Source organism: Sphingobium chungangianum, assembly GCF_977014255.1.
Genome location: NZ_CDRNIV010000002.1, coordinates 853,284 through 868,370, shown reverse-complemented (window position 1 = coordinate 868,370; position 15,087 = coordinate 853,284). Strand labels below are relative to the sequence as shown.

15 protein-coding genes are annotated in these 15,087 nt (G+C 62.9%); 6 read left to right on the top strand and 9 right to left on the bottom strand.

Annotated elements, in window-relative coordinates:
• Positions 1 to 2: 2 nt before the first annotated feature.
• From ACWNC0_RS03985 to ACWNC0_RS03955, 7 genes are read right to left on the bottom strand one after another with little or no spacing between them, the layout of a single operon-like run.
• Positions 3 to 1,238 carry a serine hydrolase domain-containing protein gene (locus ACWNC0_RS03985; protein ID WP_449469768.1) on the bottom strand — a complete coding sequence of 412 codons (1,236 nt, stop codon included), beginning with the start codon at positions 1,236 to 1,238 and terminating at the stop codon, positions 3 to 5.
• Positions 1,239 to 1,267: 29 nt separating this feature from the next.
• Positions 1,268 to 2,029 (bottom strand): 3-hydroxyacyl-CoA dehydrogenase, encoded by a 762-nt coding sequence (locus ACWNC0_RS03980; RefSeq protein WP_449469767.1) that lies wholly within the window; start codon positions 2,027 to 2,029, stop codon positions 1,268 to 1,270.
• Positions 2,030 to 2,046: 17 nt separating this feature from the next.
• On the bottom strand, positions 2,047 to 2,466 hold the full coding sequence (locus tag ACWNC0_RS03975; protein ID WP_449469766.1) for a nuclear transport factor 2 family protein: 420 nt from the start codon (positions 2,464 to 2,466) through the stop codon (positions 2,047 to 2,049).
• A gap of 19 nt (positions 2,467 to 2,485) precedes the next feature.
• Positions 2,486 to 3,370 carry a crotonase/enoyl-CoA hydratase family protein gene (locus tag ACWNC0_RS03970; RefSeq protein ID WP_449469765.1) on the bottom strand — a complete coding sequence of 295 codons (885 nt, stop codon included), beginning with the start codon at positions 3,368 to 3,370 and terminating at the stop codon, positions 2,486 to 2,488.
• Positions 3,371 to 3,372: 2 nt separating this feature from the next.
• Entirely contained in the window at positions 3,373 to 4,347 is a 975-nt protein-coding gene (locus ACWNC0_RS03965) for an NAD(P)H-dependent flavin oxidoreductase (protein WP_449469763.1), read from the bottom strand.
• An 18-nt stretch (positions 4,348 to 4,365) separates the two neighbouring features.
• Positions 4,366 to 5,424 (bottom strand): phosphotransferase, encoded by a 1,059-nt coding sequence (locus ACWNC0_RS03960; protein WP_449469761.1) that lies wholly within the window; start codon positions 5,422 to 5,424, stop codon positions 4,366 to 4,368.
• On the bottom strand, positions 5,421 to 6,599 hold the full coding sequence (locus ACWNC0_RS03955) for an acyl-CoA dehydrogenase family protein (RefSeq protein WP_449469760.1): 1,179 nt from the start codon (positions 6,597 to 6,599) through the stop codon (positions 5,421 to 5,423). Before ACWNC0_RS03955 ends, ACWNC0_RS03960 begins: the two co-directional genes overlap by 4 nt.
• 136 nt (positions 6,600 to 6,735) lie before the next feature.
• Here ACWNC0_RS03955 and ACWNC0_RS03950 point away from each other — a divergent pair, with 136 nt between their 5' ends.
• The 5 genes from ACWNC0_RS03950 to ACWNC0_RS03930 all read left to right on the top strand — a co-directional run bounded on the left by ACWNC0_RS03950 (position 6,736) and on the right by ACWNC0_RS03930 (position 12,139).
• Entirely contained in the window at positions 6,736 to 8,331 is a 1,596-nt protein-coding gene (locus ACWNC0_RS03950) for a class I adenylate-forming enzyme family protein (protein ID WP_449469758.1), read from the top strand.
• A 135-nt stretch (positions 8,332 to 8,466) separates the two neighbouring features.
• Positions 8,467 to 9,513 carry a hypothetical protein gene (locus ACWNC0_RS03945; RefSeq protein WP_449469757.1) on the top strand — a complete coding sequence of 349 codons (1,047 nt, stop codon included), beginning with the start codon at positions 8,467 to 8,469 and terminating at the stop codon, positions 9,511 to 9,513.
• Positions 9,513 to 10,256, top strand: a complete 744-nt coding sequence (locus ACWNC0_RS03940; RefSeq protein WP_449469756.1) for a glucose 1-dehydrogenase — start codon at positions 9,513 to 9,515, stop codon at positions 10,254 to 10,256. Before ACWNC0_RS03945 ends, ACWNC0_RS03940 begins: the two co-directional genes overlap by 1 nt.
• Before the next feature lie 84 nt (positions 10,257 to 10,340).
• Positions 10,341 to 11,246 (top strand): NAD-dependent epimerase/dehydratase family protein, encoded by a 906-nt coding sequence (locus ACWNC0_RS03935; RefSeq protein ID WP_449469754.1) that lies wholly within the window; start codon positions 10,341 to 10,343, stop codon positions 11,244 to 11,246.
• A 98-nt stretch (positions 11,247 to 11,344) separates the two neighbouring features.
• The gene (locus ACWNC0_RS03930) at positions 11,345 to 12,139 is read left to right on the top strand and encodes a hypothetical protein (RefSeq protein WP_449469753.1); all 795 of its coding nucleotides are present in this window, start codon (positions 11,345 to 11,347) and stop codon (positions 12,137 to 12,139) included.
• Positions 12,140 to 12,316: 177 nt separating this feature from the next.
• On the opposite strand, the gene ACWNC0_RS03925 is transcribed toward ACWNC0_RS03930, so the two are convergent.
• The gene (locus ACWNC0_RS03925) at positions 12,317 to 13,156 is read right to left on the bottom strand and encodes a helix-turn-helix domain-containing protein (protein ID WP_449469751.1); all 840 of its coding nucleotides are present in this window, start codon (positions 13,154 to 13,156) and stop codon (positions 12,317 to 12,319) included.
• A 190-nt stretch (positions 13,157 to 13,346) separates the two neighbouring features.
• Here ACWNC0_RS03925 and ACWNC0_RS03920 point away from each other — a divergent pair, with 190 nt between their 5' ends.
• Complete coding sequence (locus ACWNC0_RS03920; protein WP_449469749.1) at positions 13,347 to 14,252, top strand: alpha/beta fold hydrolase; 906 nt, start codon at positions 13,347 to 13,349, stop codon at positions 14,250 to 14,252.
• Between the two features lie 4 nt (positions 14,253 to 14,256).
• On the opposite strand, the gene ACWNC0_RS03915 is transcribed toward ACWNC0_RS03920, so the two are convergent.
• The gene (locus ACWNC0_RS03915) at positions 14,257 to 15,063 is read right to left on the bottom strand and encodes an SDR family NAD(P)-dependent oxidoreductase (RefSeq protein ID WP_449469747.1); all 807 of its coding nucleotides are present in this window, start codon (positions 15,061 to 15,063) and stop codon (positions 14,257 to 14,259) included.
• Positions 15,064 to 15,087: the final 24 nt, after the last annotated feature.

Below are 15,087 nucleotides of genomic sequence, written 5' to 3'. Positions count from 1 at the left end.
CCTTATTGCTTCTCCAGATCGCGATAGGCCGCCGCGACAATCTCAGGCCGCATGCTGCCGTTCAACCAGGTCGGCCAATATTGCGTGAGATACAGGAGGAAGAACTTGCGTTCGGGGTCCATCCAGCATGCCGTCCCCGCAGCACCCGGCCAACCGAACACACCCGCTGGCACCGAACCCGGCCAGTCAAAGAAGCTGTTGGTCTGCTCACTCGCCTTCAGCGATACGGACATGCCTGCGCCCATGCCGACGTTCGACAGCGTATAACCGATCGGCACGTCCACATGCGTCACCGCGTCGGGCAGCAGGTTCGACCGTGCGATCCGCACCGTCTCCGGCTTCAGAATGCGTACGCCGTCCAGCTCCCCCTCGCTGAGCAGCATGGCGGCAAAACGCGAATAATCATGCGCCGTCGACACCATGCCGCCGCCGCCGGACGGATAATAAGGCCGCGCATAGAGACTGTCCGCCGCATCATCGGCCAATGCCCATGCGCCATCCTCCTGCTGCTGGGGAAGATCGGCAAAGCGGGCGGCCTGATCCGCCGTGATGGCAAAGCCCGTGTCCACCATGCCCAGTGGATCGAACAGGCGCGTCTTCAGGAAGGTTTCGAACGGCATGCCCGACGCCACTTCGATCACCAGCCCAAGCACGTCCAGCGCGACGCTGTAATCGAACCGTGTGCCGGGATCGGTCGCCAAGGGCAGCGCGGCGATACGCTCGCCCAATTCGGCAAGCGTTTCCGGCACCGGGAGATCGCCCGGACCCGGCACCCACTCCCGTGAACCCGGCGCCACGCCATGCTTCGTGTAGAGCTCGCCGAGCGTCATGCCGTCCATGCCAAAGCCCGCCGTATGGGTCAGCAGGTGGCGGATAGTGATCGGGCGAACCGCAGGCCGCGTCACTTCCGGGTCATCACCCTCAATGACGCGCATCTCGGCGAACGCCGGGAGTATTTCGCCGATCGGCTGGTCCAGCCCGATAACGCCATCCTCGATCAGCATCATCGCGCCGATGCCGGTGATCGGCTTCGACTGGGAAAAAACGCGGAAGATGGACCGCTCGTCCACGCCATCCTTGCGCGCATAGCCCAGTACGCCTTCGCCATGGTAGCGAACCGGACCATCCGCGGTTCCCCACGCAAGGATGCCGCCCGATATGACGCCCTGCTCGACAAATTCGCGCAGCTTAGCCTCGGTTTCCGGCAGGCTGATGACGTCCGGGCTAGTCTCGATCATGGCAGCAATCCTTCTTAGATGGCGAACGGTCAGCGCGGTCCCATGCGGATCGCGCCGTCCAGACGGATCACCTCTCCGTTCAGCATCGGATTTTCAATGATATTCTGAACCAGCTTCGCAAATTCTGCTGGTTTACCCAGCCGCGACGGGTGCGGCACCTGCTTGCCCAGCGAATCCTGCGTCGCCTGCGGCAGGCCTTGCAGCATCGGCGTCAGGAAAATGCCCGGCGCGATCGTCATCACCCGAATGCGATGTTGCGCCAGATCGCGCGCGATCGGCAACGTCATGCCCACGACACCGCCTTTGGACGCTGCGTAAGCAGCCTGGCCGATCTGCCCATCAAAGGCGGCGACCGACGCCGTATTGACGATCACGCCCGCTTCTTCGCCATCCACTCCTGCGCCGGAGAGCAGGGCGGCAAAGCGCGAAATGACGTTGAAGCTGCCGATCAGGTTGATCTCGACAGCCTTGCGGAACGCGTCCAGCGGATGGGGCGAACCATCCTTACCCACGACACGAAAGCCCGGCGCCACACCGGCGCAGTTCACCAGCACACGCGGCGTCCCCAGCTTCGCTTCGGCCGCTGCCAGGCCCGCATCGACGGACTCGGCGCTGGTCACATCGACCTTATGGAAGCTGCCGCCCAACCGTTCGGCGAGCGACGCGCCAGCTTCCTCGTTCAAGTCGAAAATCGCCACGCGAGCGCCAAGCTCGGACAGCCTTTCCGCAGTCGCACTGCCCAGCCCCGAAGCGCCGCCGGTGACGACAGCGCACAAATTCTTAATGTCCACGACCGTTCCTCCGTGGCTTAGAAATCAAGGCTGAACGACTGGTCGAACTGAACAAAGCGGCGCGCGATCTTCCACCCGTCGCTTGTCTTCACCACCGTATCCCGCTGACGGCCAGTTACGACGATCTTGGCGCTCATCGGCGCATGCCCTGCGTTGGCGTTCATGAAGGCATATTCCGCATATACTGCGTCGTCCTTCTCGAACACGATCATGTTGAAGTTATAGTGGCGGTTCTTGCCTTCGGTCTGGTTGGCCGACTCCTTGGCATGTTCAACCTGAGCCTCGACGCCTTCATAGCGGATGGGCAGGCCCTCCATCTCCGTCACAACCTCGGGCGTGAAGAGGGAGGCAACGCCTTCCCAATCGCCAAAGTCGGAACAGCGGGTGAAACGGGCGATCAATTCCTGAATCGCGATCTTGTCTTCCAGCGTGATCATCTCAATCCTCTCCGTTGAATTATTTTTCGCCATACCAGGGGAAGAAGGGCGGCATCTGCGACGCCTTCCCCGTGAAGTCCGCTGGCCGTTTTTCATTGAAGGCGCGAACCCCTTCGCGGCCGTCCGCCTGACTGGTGTAGAATACCGCCAGCGATTCGGTCAGATGCGCCTGCCACGGATCGGGCTGCGCGCTGTTGCGGTTCAGCATCTGGCGGATCAGCGCGATCGAAACGGGCGAACGGTCCTTGACCAGTGATCGGGCAAAGGCCTTCGCCTCCTCGACCAGCGTCTCGGCCGGGAACACGCCGCGCACCAGTCCCTTGTCATGCGCTTCGGCGGCATCGAAGATATCGGCCTTGTACGCCCACTCCATCGCCTGCTCCAAACCGACAATGCGCGGCAGGAAGAAGGACGAACACGCCTCCATCGTGATGCCCAGCCGTCCAAAGACAAAGCCGAAGCGCGCCTTGTCCGATGCGAAGCGGAAATCCATCGGCAGCAGCATGGTCGAGCCGATACCCACCGCCGCACCATTCACCGCGCCCACGATCGGCTTCAGGCAATCATACATCGCCATCGCCACGCGACCGCCCGTGTCCCGCACGCCCTTCAGGATCGCCGGATCATCGCCACGCTCGCGCAAATCCTCCATGGTCGGCGTCATGCTTTCGTCCAGACCAAAGACATTGCCGCCGACCGACAGATCCATGCCTGCGCAGAAAGCACGGCCCTCGCCCGTCACCACGATCACGCGCACCGCATCATCCTGGCTCGCCCGGCCATAGGCGTCGACCAACTCTTCGCACATCTCGACCGTAAAGGCGTTCAGCTTGTCCGGTCGATTAAGCGTCAGCAGCAGGACGCCGTCATCCTCGACCTCATAGCGGATTGTATTGTAGCTCATGTTCATGCCTCCCCGGTCAGCGCCACGGCGCGACCCAGCGCCTCGCGGCATTCGCCCACGATGCGCTCGATCAGTTCGGCGCATGTCGGAATGTCGTCCATCAGGCCGATGCCAAGCCCGGCCCAGACCAGCCCGCCATCCACTTCGCCACTCTCCAGCGCAGCGCGTCCCCGCGCACCGGCGACCAGCGGCCGAATATCTTCGAAGGTAGCACCGGGCTCCCGTTCCTTGACGTTCACCTCCTCGGCGACGGCATTGCGGAAGACGCGCGCCGTGTTGCGTAGCTGGCGGAAGATCAGCGTCGTATCGCGCTCCGTTCCCTGCACCACCGCCTGCTTGATCGCCTCATGGATCGGCGCTTCCTTGGTCAGCATGAAACGGGTGCCCATGGTCACGCCTTCCGCGCCCAGCGCCAGCGCCGCCGCCATGCTGCGCCCGGTCGCCATGCCGCCCGCCGCCAGGATCGGAATGTCCAGCGCCCGGGCCGCAGCGGGGATCAGAACCATGCCCGGAATATCATCCTCGCCCGGATGCCCCGCCGCTTCGAACCCGTCGATCGACACGGCATCGACGCCTGCACGCTGGGCCGACAGCGCGTGGCGGACGGCGGTGCATTTATGCACGATCTTGACGCCCGCCTGCTTGAAACGAGCGATGAACTCGGCGGGACTGCGCCCGGCTGTCTCGACCACGCCAACGCCCGATCCAGCAATGACTTCGGCATAGGCTTCGTAGGGAACCGGCTGCGCGGTCGGCAATATGGTCAGGTTCACGCCGAACGGCTTGTCCGTCATCGTGCGGCACCGCTCGATCTCGGCCGCCAGCGCTTCAGGCGTCGGCTGCGTCAGCGCCGTCAGGATGCCGAGGCCACCAGCATTGGACACCGCCGAAGCCAACTCGGCGCGGCCCACCCACTGCATGCCACCCTGAATAATGGGATAGCGCGTGCCAGTAAGCTCGGTAATCCGGGTCTTCATTCCACCATTCCCCTTTGATCAGGCCGCTTCCGCCTCGCTCCATCCCAATTGGGCGAGCAGGGGATATTGCGCCGCCAGTTCTTCTGCATGCGCCGATGCGGCCGTTCCGCGTAGTGCCCTTGCCTTAATGCCATGATAGATGGCCGCAAGCCGGAAAAGAGCGAAAGCGCGGTAAAAGCCCATATGGTCGATCCCGTCCCGCCCGGTCCTGCGGCAATAGGCGGCGATATACTCCTCCTCGGGCATCAGTTTCAGCGCGGCGAAATCGGCGCCCCGCAGGCCAGACAAGATGGCGGGCGGCAGCCGGTACATCATCAGGTGATTGACGAAATCCGCCAACGGATGGCCAAGCGTCGAAAGCTCCCAATCCAGCACCGCCACGACGCGTGGCTCGGTCGGATGGAACACCATATTATCGGCCCGATAATCGCCATGGACGATCCGGCTTTCATCCCCAGCGGGAATATTCGCTGGCAGCCATTCGATCAACCGGTCCATATTGACGTCGCGGCCAGCCGCCTCGTCATTCAGATATTGGCGCGACCATCGTGCGATCTGCCGCTCGAAATAATTGCCCTTCTTCCCGAAATCATCAAGGCCCAGAGCCACGGGATCGAAATTGTGAAGCTGCGCCAAAGTCGCGTTCATCGCGTCGAAATAGGCGACCCGCTCTTCCGCCGCGACCGCCTCGAACCGCGAGTTCCAGAACACACGCCCTTCGACGCACTCCATGACATAGAACCAGCTGCCGATTACCGCATCGTCCGTGCAAAGCCCGTAGATGCGGGGCACCGGAAAACCTTCCTTGCCCAGCGCCGCGATCACCCGCGCCTCGCGATCCACGGCATGGGCGCCGGGCACCGTAACGCCGGGCGGCTTGCGGCGCATGACGAAGGAACGGCCCGGAACGTCCAGCCTGAAGGTCGGATTGGACTGCCCGCCCTTGAACTGCCGCACGGTCAGCGGCCCTTCCGCCTCGGGCACATGCTCCTTCAGCCATGCTCGCAACGCGCCCTCATCGAACCGATGCGCCTCGCGCACTTCGGACAGCCCGGCGTTCAGTTCCTCGGCATTCATGACTTCGCCAACGCCTCGCGCTTGATCTTCTTGGCAAGCGACCATTTATGCACCTGGGTCGGCCCGTCATAGATGCGGAAGGCGCGGATTTCGCGGAATACCTGCTCCACGATAGTGTCATGGCTGACCCCAGTCCCGCCCATCACCTGGACGCACCGGTCAGCCACCCGAAACAGCGTCTCCGACACAGCCACCTTGGCCATGGAGCTTTCCGTGATCGCCTTGTCCCCGGCGTCCAGCACATCCGCACACCAATCGATCATCAACTCGCACTGCTTCAGGTCGATGAGGTTGTCCGCCAGCATGAAGCCAACGCCCTCATGGTCGATCAGCGGCTTGCCGAACGCCTGCCGCTTGACCGCATAGTCCGTCGCAATCTCATTCGCGCGCGTCGCAGCGCCCAGCCAGCGCATGCAGTGCGTCAACCGCGCGGGAGCCAGCCGGACCTGCGCATAGGCGAACCCCTCATGCGGCGCGCCCAGCACGGCCTCGGGCGGCAGGCGCAAATCATCAACCTTCACCACCGCATGACCGCCCGGCATCGAGCTGTCGATCGTGCCGATCAGCCGTTCCTGCACCAGCGCGGGGTGCGGCAGCGGCACCAGGAACATAGTCGCAGCCGCCGCGCCGTCATCCCGCTCCGTCTTCGCCATCAGGATAGCAAAGCTGGCTCCAGCAAATCCGGTCGCGAAAGCCTTGCGTCCATTGATCACCCATTCACCGCCCTCCAGCCGCGCCCGGGTCTGCATCATCGACGGGTCCGACCCAGTCCCGCCTTCCGTCGCAAGTTCGGTCATCAGGAAACAGGAGCGCTCATTCCCCGCAACCATCGGATCGAGGTAGCGGCTCTTCTGCTCTGCCGTAGCGACCTTGCCCAACAGGAACATATTGCCTTCGTCTGGCGCATTGGTGTTGCAGGCGAGCGGCCCCAGCGGCGACAATCCCGAAGCGCGCAGCACCCGCGCCGTCGCCCGGTGGCTAAGATGCGTTCCGTCCGCGCGGATATGCGGCGTCAGGACACCCGCTTCTCGTGCCTTGCCGCGCATTTCCTGCACCAGCGCATCCAGCGGACCATGATCGTCCCGACGGCCATCCGTTTCATAAGGAACGACCACGTCGCGGACGAAATTCTCGACCCTTCGAGCAATCGCCGCATCACCCTCATGATCTGCCATGGCTTGTCTCCGCGCCTCTCGTTTCTTGGCGCTTGCCAAGGGAAGAACCGCAATGCAAGGTGTAATTAGAAAGCCATATAAGAGCTTTCGTGCCCGTCATAGCAGGGCAGGTCGCACGGAGAGGACCGATAAAGAGATGAAGCATCTGCAACTCCGCAAGGAAGTGCATCACGGCAGGCTGGTCAATTGTCATCAGGATCGCCCCGCAGACATTTACGCCATGTTCCTGGACGCCGTCAGCCGGTCACCCGACGCGATCGCACTGGTCGATGGCAACGATCGGTGGAGCTACGCCGTTCTCGCCGCCCGCGTCGCCGCCTGCGCCGCGCGTTTGACATCTCTCGGCCTCGCGACGGGCGACAGGCTCGCCATCCTGCTGTCCAACCGCGCCGATTATTCCACCCTGCTACTGGCGGCAGCAAGACTCGGCCTGATCGCCGTGCCCATGAATATCCGCCAGCGCGCGCCGGAAACCGCTTATGTGCTGGACGACAGCGGCGCCGCAGCCATCATCTATGACGATGCGCTGGAAGACCAGTTGCCCGGCCGCTCCGACCACCCCCAACTGCGCCACTGGCTCCGCTATTCCGACGAAGCCGCCCATTGGTCCAAAACCGCACCCGAAGCGCTGACCGACGCCCCCCACCGATCGGCCGTTGGCGAAGATGACCCCTTCTGCATCCTCTACACCTCCGGCACCACGGGCCGCCCCAAGGGCGCGGTTCTCACGCATCTCGGCATCGTCACCATCTGCATCGGCAGCCAGCAGCACCTGCAATTGAAGGATGGCGAGTCGATGGTCCTCGCGGTCCCTGCCTCGCACGTCACCGGGATCGGCCTCATCCTGATGCTCAGCATCCGGGTCGCGGGGAAGGTGGTGATGCAGCATGCGTTCAAGGCCCGCCCCTTTCTGGAACTCGCGCAGGCCGAACGTATGAGCTACGTCGTCATGGTCCCGGCCATGTACAAGCTATGCCTGATGGAGCCCGATTTCGCGGACTTCGACCTGTCGAGCTGGCGCATTGGCGCGTTTGGCGGAGCGCCCATGGCCGAATCCAGCATCGAAACACTTGCCGTACAGCTCCCGCAACTGACGCTGGTGAACATCTACGGATCGACCGAAACCTCCTCCCCGGCCGTCATGATGCCGCTTGGCGACTGTCCCGCTCATCCGGACAAGGTCGGCAAGGCCCTGCCTTATGCCGACATCATCATCATGGATGGGGAAGGCCGCGAACTCCCACGCGGGGATCAGGGAGAAATCTGGATCGCGGGCGCGATGACGATACCGCGCTACTGGAACAACCCCGAAGCAACGGAACGGGGCTTTACCGCCGGCTATTGGAAATCGGGTGACATCGGCACGATGGACGCGAACGGCTATATCCGCGTGCTCGACCGGATGAAGGACATGATCAATCGCGGCGGCTTCAAAATCTATTCGGTCGAGGTCGAAAACATGCTCATGTCGCATGAGGCCGTCACCGAGGCCGTCGTGATCGGCAGGCCCTGCCCTGTCCTGGGCGAACGGGTCGAAGCGTTCGTTGTCGCACCCGACCAGGCAGACGGCGCGAGCCTGCGCGACTTCTGCGCACGGCATCTGTCTGACTACAAGGTGCCCGACCATGTCTACATTGTGGAGGGGCCGCTTCCTCGCAATGCCAACGGCAAGCTGCTGAAAACCGCGGTTCGCGAATGGCTGCCCCAAACGCCGGTCAGCGGCCCCACATGAAATACATCAATCGTTGTCATAACTTGCAGCGAGGGCCGGAATAAGTTAGGACTCACTTGGTTAGCGAGCCGCCTCAGCTTTCCCTGTCTACAAATTAAGGGGCGGTCGGCGATGCAGGTACTCAGGAGAGTTCACATGACCACCCAGTTCCGCCCAGTGGCCCCGCCCCAGATCATCGAAAGCGCCTATACCGACGACCAGCATCGCCGCATGCTGAACGTCGTGCGGGAAAACGGCCCCTGGTCGTTGATCCTGGCACAACATTTCAAGTCACCCGAAGAAGTCGTTGCGACGACCTCGGGCGGCCTTCCCCCAGGCTTTACCCCCACATGGGACATGTTCCTTTCGCCGGTATTCCGTGGCTATCTCGCGCAAGGATCGACAGTCCAGCATCCTGATATCGAAGACTGCTTCTTCAACAAGAAATTCCTCGATCTGGTTCGGGGATATTGGAAGGCCGAGTACGCCCGGCCCGAAAATATGCTGTTCAACATTCAGGGGCCGTGTCCCGGCGCTGGGGCGCCCCATGTCGACGGCACCCGCTTCCGTGGCATCTCCATGCAGACATCGCCGGTATGGCTGATGAACATCATGGTGAAGTCCGGCCTGTTCGAACATTGGCGCGCGAAAAAGGCGCAGGTGATCACCTGGTATTATAAGGGCAAGGTCGGCGGCGGCTTCAACTACTGGCCTGATGGCCCGCAGGGCCAGCCCGCCCAGATCAAGGCGCCGATGTGGAGCCGCGCGGTCGTCGTTGAAAATGAAATGATGTACCACACGGCAGAAGCCAGCGGCCCCGCCGCCCTGCGCCGACCCGAAGGGCTCGCGATCAATTCGCTCATGAGCGCCGATCCCGAAGATCCCAATGGCTGGCAGATCACCACGGACGGCAAAGTCATCCAGAAGATACCGGAAGACGAGTTCCGCTTCCTCATCCACTGGGGCGCGGACATCTTCATGGACTATCGCGAACTCAAACAGTCGCTCGACCACACCGACGACATCAGCCATGATCAAGTATTCGACATGCTGATCACCGATCTTCGCGCACGCGGCGCCACTTTCGAAGTGCCCAGCGATCCGCTCACCGATCAACAGTTCATCCGCCTGCTGGTCCAGACCTATGATCCCGGCAAGCCGTCCATCTTCCCGCCGGAACCGGAAGAAGCGTTGGCAGCCTGATGCCTCTCTCCTTCAGCCTGGCGGGCAGGACCGCGCTCATCACCGGGGCGAGCAGCGGACTCGGCGCGCACTTCGCGCGCACGCTCGCTGCTGAGGGTGTTCAGCTGGTCCTCGCCGCCCGGCGTGGCGACCAGTTGGAAAGCCTTGCCGCATCGCTCCCCCACGCGCGCGCCATCTCGCTCGACGTACAGGACGCCGCGTCCGTCGATCGCTTGTGGGAAGAGGTCGGCGCCGTCGACATCCTGATCAACAATGCGGGCGTCGTAAGCGCTGGTCCAATGCTTGATCAGGATGCGTCGCAATGGGATCGCGTCATGGATACCAATGCGCGCGGCGCTTATCTGGTCGCGCGCGGGGCCGCGCACGCCATGATTGCGGCCGGTCGGCCGGGCAGCATCATCAACATCGCGTCCATCCTTGGCCTTCGGCAGGGCGCACAGCTTGGCCCCTATGCCATTTCAAAGGCCGCCTTGGTGCAGATGACCAAGGTCATGGCGCTGGAATGGGCGCGCTACGATATCCGCGTGAACGCCCTGTGCCCCGGCTACATCGTAACGCCCTTGAACGAGCATTTCTGGGGAACGGACGCAGGCAAGGCGATGATCAACCGAATACCGCAGCGCCGGATAGGAAGCCCGGTAAATCTGGACGGCGCCCTGCTCCTGCTCGCGTCGGACCTTGGCTCCTACATCACGGGCGCGGAACTGGTCGTAGACGGCGGCCATCTCGTCAGCTCGCTCTAACCGCCTCCGCCTCTCCGGAACCCATGGCTGGACTCTTGACGCCGGGTGGATCGCTGTTGCTTCCTTGCTCACGGAAGGAACCCGATGCGCATTCTCGTCCTCGGCGCGACCGGCTATCTCGGATCGCACATCGCCCGGCGCCTTACGGCGTCCGGCCATCAGGTGAGCGGCCTCAGCCGCACAAGCGAAGGCGATCGCGCGCTTATCGATCATGGCATAACCCATCTACAGGGTGATTTGTCGCATCTGGACGCCGTCATCGACATGCTGCGCCAGCACGACGCCACCATCTACGCCGCCCAACTGCTCCTTCAGCAGGAACATGACACGGTCAGAAGCTTGCTCAATGCAGCTGACGGACGCGGTCATCAGTTCATCTTCACCAGCGGCACCGGCCTTCTGTCGCAACGCACCGACGGGCTATGGAGCGAAGACAGTTTCGCCGAGGATGACCCGTTCGAACCCTCCAAATATATTGGCCTCCGGTTCGACACGGAAAATATCGTCCGCCGCGCAGGATCATCGGGCGGGGTGCGCGCCATGGTGATCAGGCCCCCGATGATCTGGGGGCATGGCGGCTGCGGCCATCTGCGCATGTTCTACAGCGACGCCGGGCGCACGGGCGAAGTCGGCTATCTTGGGCAGGGCCTCAACCTGTACTCCAACGTCCATGTCGATGATCTGGCAGAAGTCTACCGCCTGGCGCTGGAACAAGGTTCACCCGGCGCCCTTTATCACGCCGTCGCAGGCGAGCTGGACAACCGCACTCTGGCCGAAGCGGTAGCCCGTGACCTCGGCATAGAGGCGCGCAGCATCGACTTCACCGAAGGCGTTCGCCGCTGGGGAAAGTTCGAAACGCTGATCGGCATGGCGACATGCAGCCGCTCCCGCAGCCCCCGCACCCGCCGGGAACTGGGCTGGACACCCCGCCACCTCGATGTGCTGAGAGACATAGGCCATCCCGCCTATCGCGCCCTCGCAGGCCGCTAGAGCTTCGCGAGCTTCCGCCAACCCGGAAGAGGCGCAGCCCCGCTTTAACACCGCCGCCTGCCCCGCTTCAGTGAAGCCATCATTTTCAGGAGAGGCCCATGCAAAGCTGCGAAACCTTGTACGAACGGGCTGACATAGCCCGCGCCGACCGTCCCATACGCCTCGGCTCCCTGCTCTTCACCATGGTCGAGCCGCGCCCCGGCCATGAGGTAGCCTATAATCGCTGGTATGAGCGCGATCATTTCTACAGCGGCTGCATGATCGGCGCCTACACCGTCTCGGGCGCGCGCTATGTCGCCACCCGCGCGGAAAAGACCAAGCGCTTCGGTTCAGGCACCATGGACATGTCGAAGGGCTCCTATCTCGCGCTCTATTGGATTTTGGACGGCCATCATAAGGATTGGGACGCATGGGCCGTTCGTCAGGTCAATGACCTCCATGCCACCGGCCGCATGTTCAAGGAACGGGACCATATCCACACCAGCTTCTACAATTTCGACGCGGAATATAATGCGCCGGGCAGCGCCATGCCGATCGAACTGGCGCTCGACCGCCCCTATGGCGGCCTCGTCGCCTTCATCGTCGATCTCAATCCGGGCAAGACCAGCGCGGACCTCTCCGCCCTGCTGCGCGCCCGCAACCTGCCGGGCGATGTGGCGCTGACCGGCTCCCCCCTGCCGCTTGATCCCACCAGCCCCAAGGATGTACCGGTTGAGGAGAACGACCGCGCCGTCTTCCTCAGCTTCTCGATCGAGGACCCCAAAACCGTCTGGGACTCCGCCTATGTGCCGCTCGCCCAAGCAATCGAGGAAAGCGGCATCGGCCGCATCGCGATAGCCTCGCCCTTCATCCCGACGATTCCGGGCACCGACAGCTACACCGACCAGCTTTGAAAACTAGGGCCGATCGACATTCAGGAGATGGCGAGCCGAAAATGGTGGTTTTCCGCGACCCGGAGCGCAGCGTACTCACAGTACGTGAGCACCGGAAGCGCGGAGAGCCGCCATTTGCAGGCCGCCAGAACTGAATGTCGATCGGCCCTAAGGGGCGGCACAGGAAAGGCCGTCTCCTTATTGGATGCTCGCCGCCCCGTTCCGGCGAATGCGATCATTATAGCGGTAGATGACCGACTGCATGCCCGACAGCATCTGCCGCACATCATTGTCGTTCACGAACAGCGGATCGCCCACCACGCCGATCGCATAGGAAGCAACGCCATGCGGCACCCGCAGCGGCATGGCGATCGAGTCCACCGGAATGGTCGCGCTCCGGCGGCACAGCGCAAACCCGCGCGCCCGCGTCGTTGAAATCCGGTCCACCAGATGTTTCATCAGCGTCGGCCCCTTCGGACCCAGGCCCAGCCGCTGCGTCCGTGTCGCGAGCTGGATGATGTCGACATTGGATTGCTGCGCCAGCATCGCCGCCGCAAAATTGGTGCCCGGCCGCCAGCTATTGTGCTGGAAACAGATCATCTCAGTGGAATAATAAGGTTCAGCGTCAGGCTTCGCCGCCCAGCCGCCGGACATTTCAGCGACACTCTCCGACCAGCAGTCATTTTGCTGCGTGACGAAGACCGATCCGCCGGTCTCCCGCCGCATATCCTCCATCACTTCATTGATCCGGCCGCTTCCAAAAAAGCTCTGTTCGATCGCCGAAGCATTCGCGACCAACTTGTAGGATGGCGCATAGAGCTTCGTCGCCTGATTATAGGTAAGATAGCCAGTGCTCGCGAGCGTGCGCAAGATTTCGTCAGCGCTTGAATTGGGGATGCCCAATGCTTCGCTGATCTCGATCGTGCGCGCAGGCTCGCCCGACTTCATGAAATATTCCAGCACCTCCAGCGTCCGCAGGCACGACTTCACGCTGCCTCTGCCGCCAGACCTGCCTTCCGCCTGTGAGTTAGCGCTCATCCCGCCTCCTACGCACTTCTTGCCAGCGTCGGCGCTGCCGAACACCCGGATTTTGCTATTCCCCACCATATTCCTGGCGCACCATGGATTCAAGCGTGGGAAATCCGCTCCGCCGCGATCCATTACGCGAATATGGAAAGCCGCCATTGCCGGTCGCCAGCACAGCTTCGCTCCTCTCTACACTGCAACCATGCACGACAGACAAAGTCGCCCCCACATCAGCACGAAGCCTGTAAAGCGCCGCTTTCGCAATGGCCGCATGCCGCTCAGCTATACCGAATGGACGCATGAAGGCGCGCCGCTCGCCATCCTCCTTCATGGCAGCCGGGACCATAGCCGCAGCTGGGACGCGCTGGCGAACGCACTGCTTCCCGATTACCATGTGATCGCCCCCGACCTTCGCGGCCATGGCGACAGCAGCTGGTCGCAGGACGGGCGCTACGACTTCGCGGCCTATCTGTCCGATCTCGCCGCGCTTGCCGAACAATTGACGCTGGGTCCGCAGCGTCAGGCCATCCTGATCGGCCACTCCCTGGGCGCACACATCGCCTTGCGCTTTGCCGCAACCTATCCCGAAACGATAAGACGCATCGTCGCGATCGAAGCCATTGGCGCGCCTCCCGATATCGAAGCCTATCGCTTCAGCCAAAGCGTCGAACAAACCGCCCGCAACTGGCTTGAAGAGCGCCGCGCCGCTTCCCTTTCCGCCCCGCGCATCTTCGCGTCCGTGGACGAAGCGGTCGAGCGTATGCGGGAACGCCATGCCTTCCTCACCCCTGCGCAGGCACGGCACATGACGCGCCAGGGTCTGCGTCGGGCTGGCAGGGCTGGATGGCAGTGGAAGCATGATCCCTATCTCGCCGTCTGGGCATTTCCCGACATCTCCATGGAGGATGTCCGGGCATTGTGGCGCAACGTCGCCTGCCCGACCCTCCTCCTTTATGGCGACCGCAGCTGGCCCTCCGGCCTGCCCGCCGACCTACTCGCCCATATCCCCAACGTGCAAGAAGTCCGCCTGCCCGGCAGCGGCCACTGGCCCCAGCATGACGCCTTCGACGCATGCCTGGCGGCGATCATGTCCTTCCCGACCGACTGAGCCGCTATTCGTTGCTCTTCTTGGTCGCCATCACCCGCGGGTCGAAATGGTTGGCGGCCATCCACCCACCATCCACGAACAGGCTGTGGCCCGTCACATATTCCGATAGTCCCGACGCCAGAAACAGCACAGCCCCAGCCACGTCCCGCGTCGTCCCCGGCCGCCCGATCGGCAACACGCTCGCCTCCATCAGCGCCCGCGATTCCGCCGTTTCAGGCAAGCGTGGCGTGGTGATACTCCCCGGAGCCACGGCATTGGCGCGAATGCCATGCCGCCCCCATTCGGTCGCCATCGACTTCACCAGATGCATGAGGCCCGCCTTGGCCGCGCCATAAGGAGCATGCATCGGCGATCCGACCGCGCCATCGACCGACCCGATGCAGATCAGCGAACCGCCCACCCCGCGCGCAATCATGGACTGGGCGACCGCGCGCGCCGTCACGAAGAAATAGCGCAGGTTCCGGGATTGATCATGATCCCATTCCTCCAGCGTCACGTCGAGCAGCGGCTTGAACAGCGCTTGACCCACGATCGTCACCAATATGTCGAGCCCGCCCAGCGCGCCTTCCGCATCCGCCACGGCTTTCTTGACCGATGCCTCATCCAAAATATCGGCCTCGATCGCTATGCCCGCGCGCCCGATCGCCCGCACTTCGCTCGCGACCTGCTCGGCCCGCTCCATGACGCTGTCCAGCACGGCGACATCGCACCCCGCCTCCGCCAGCAGCAGCGCGCTTGCCTCGCCCATGCCACGGCCGCCACCGACGATCAGCGCCTTCTTTCCTTCCAGGCCCAGCAATGACACGCTCATCCTCTCCATCCTCTTCGTTGCGCG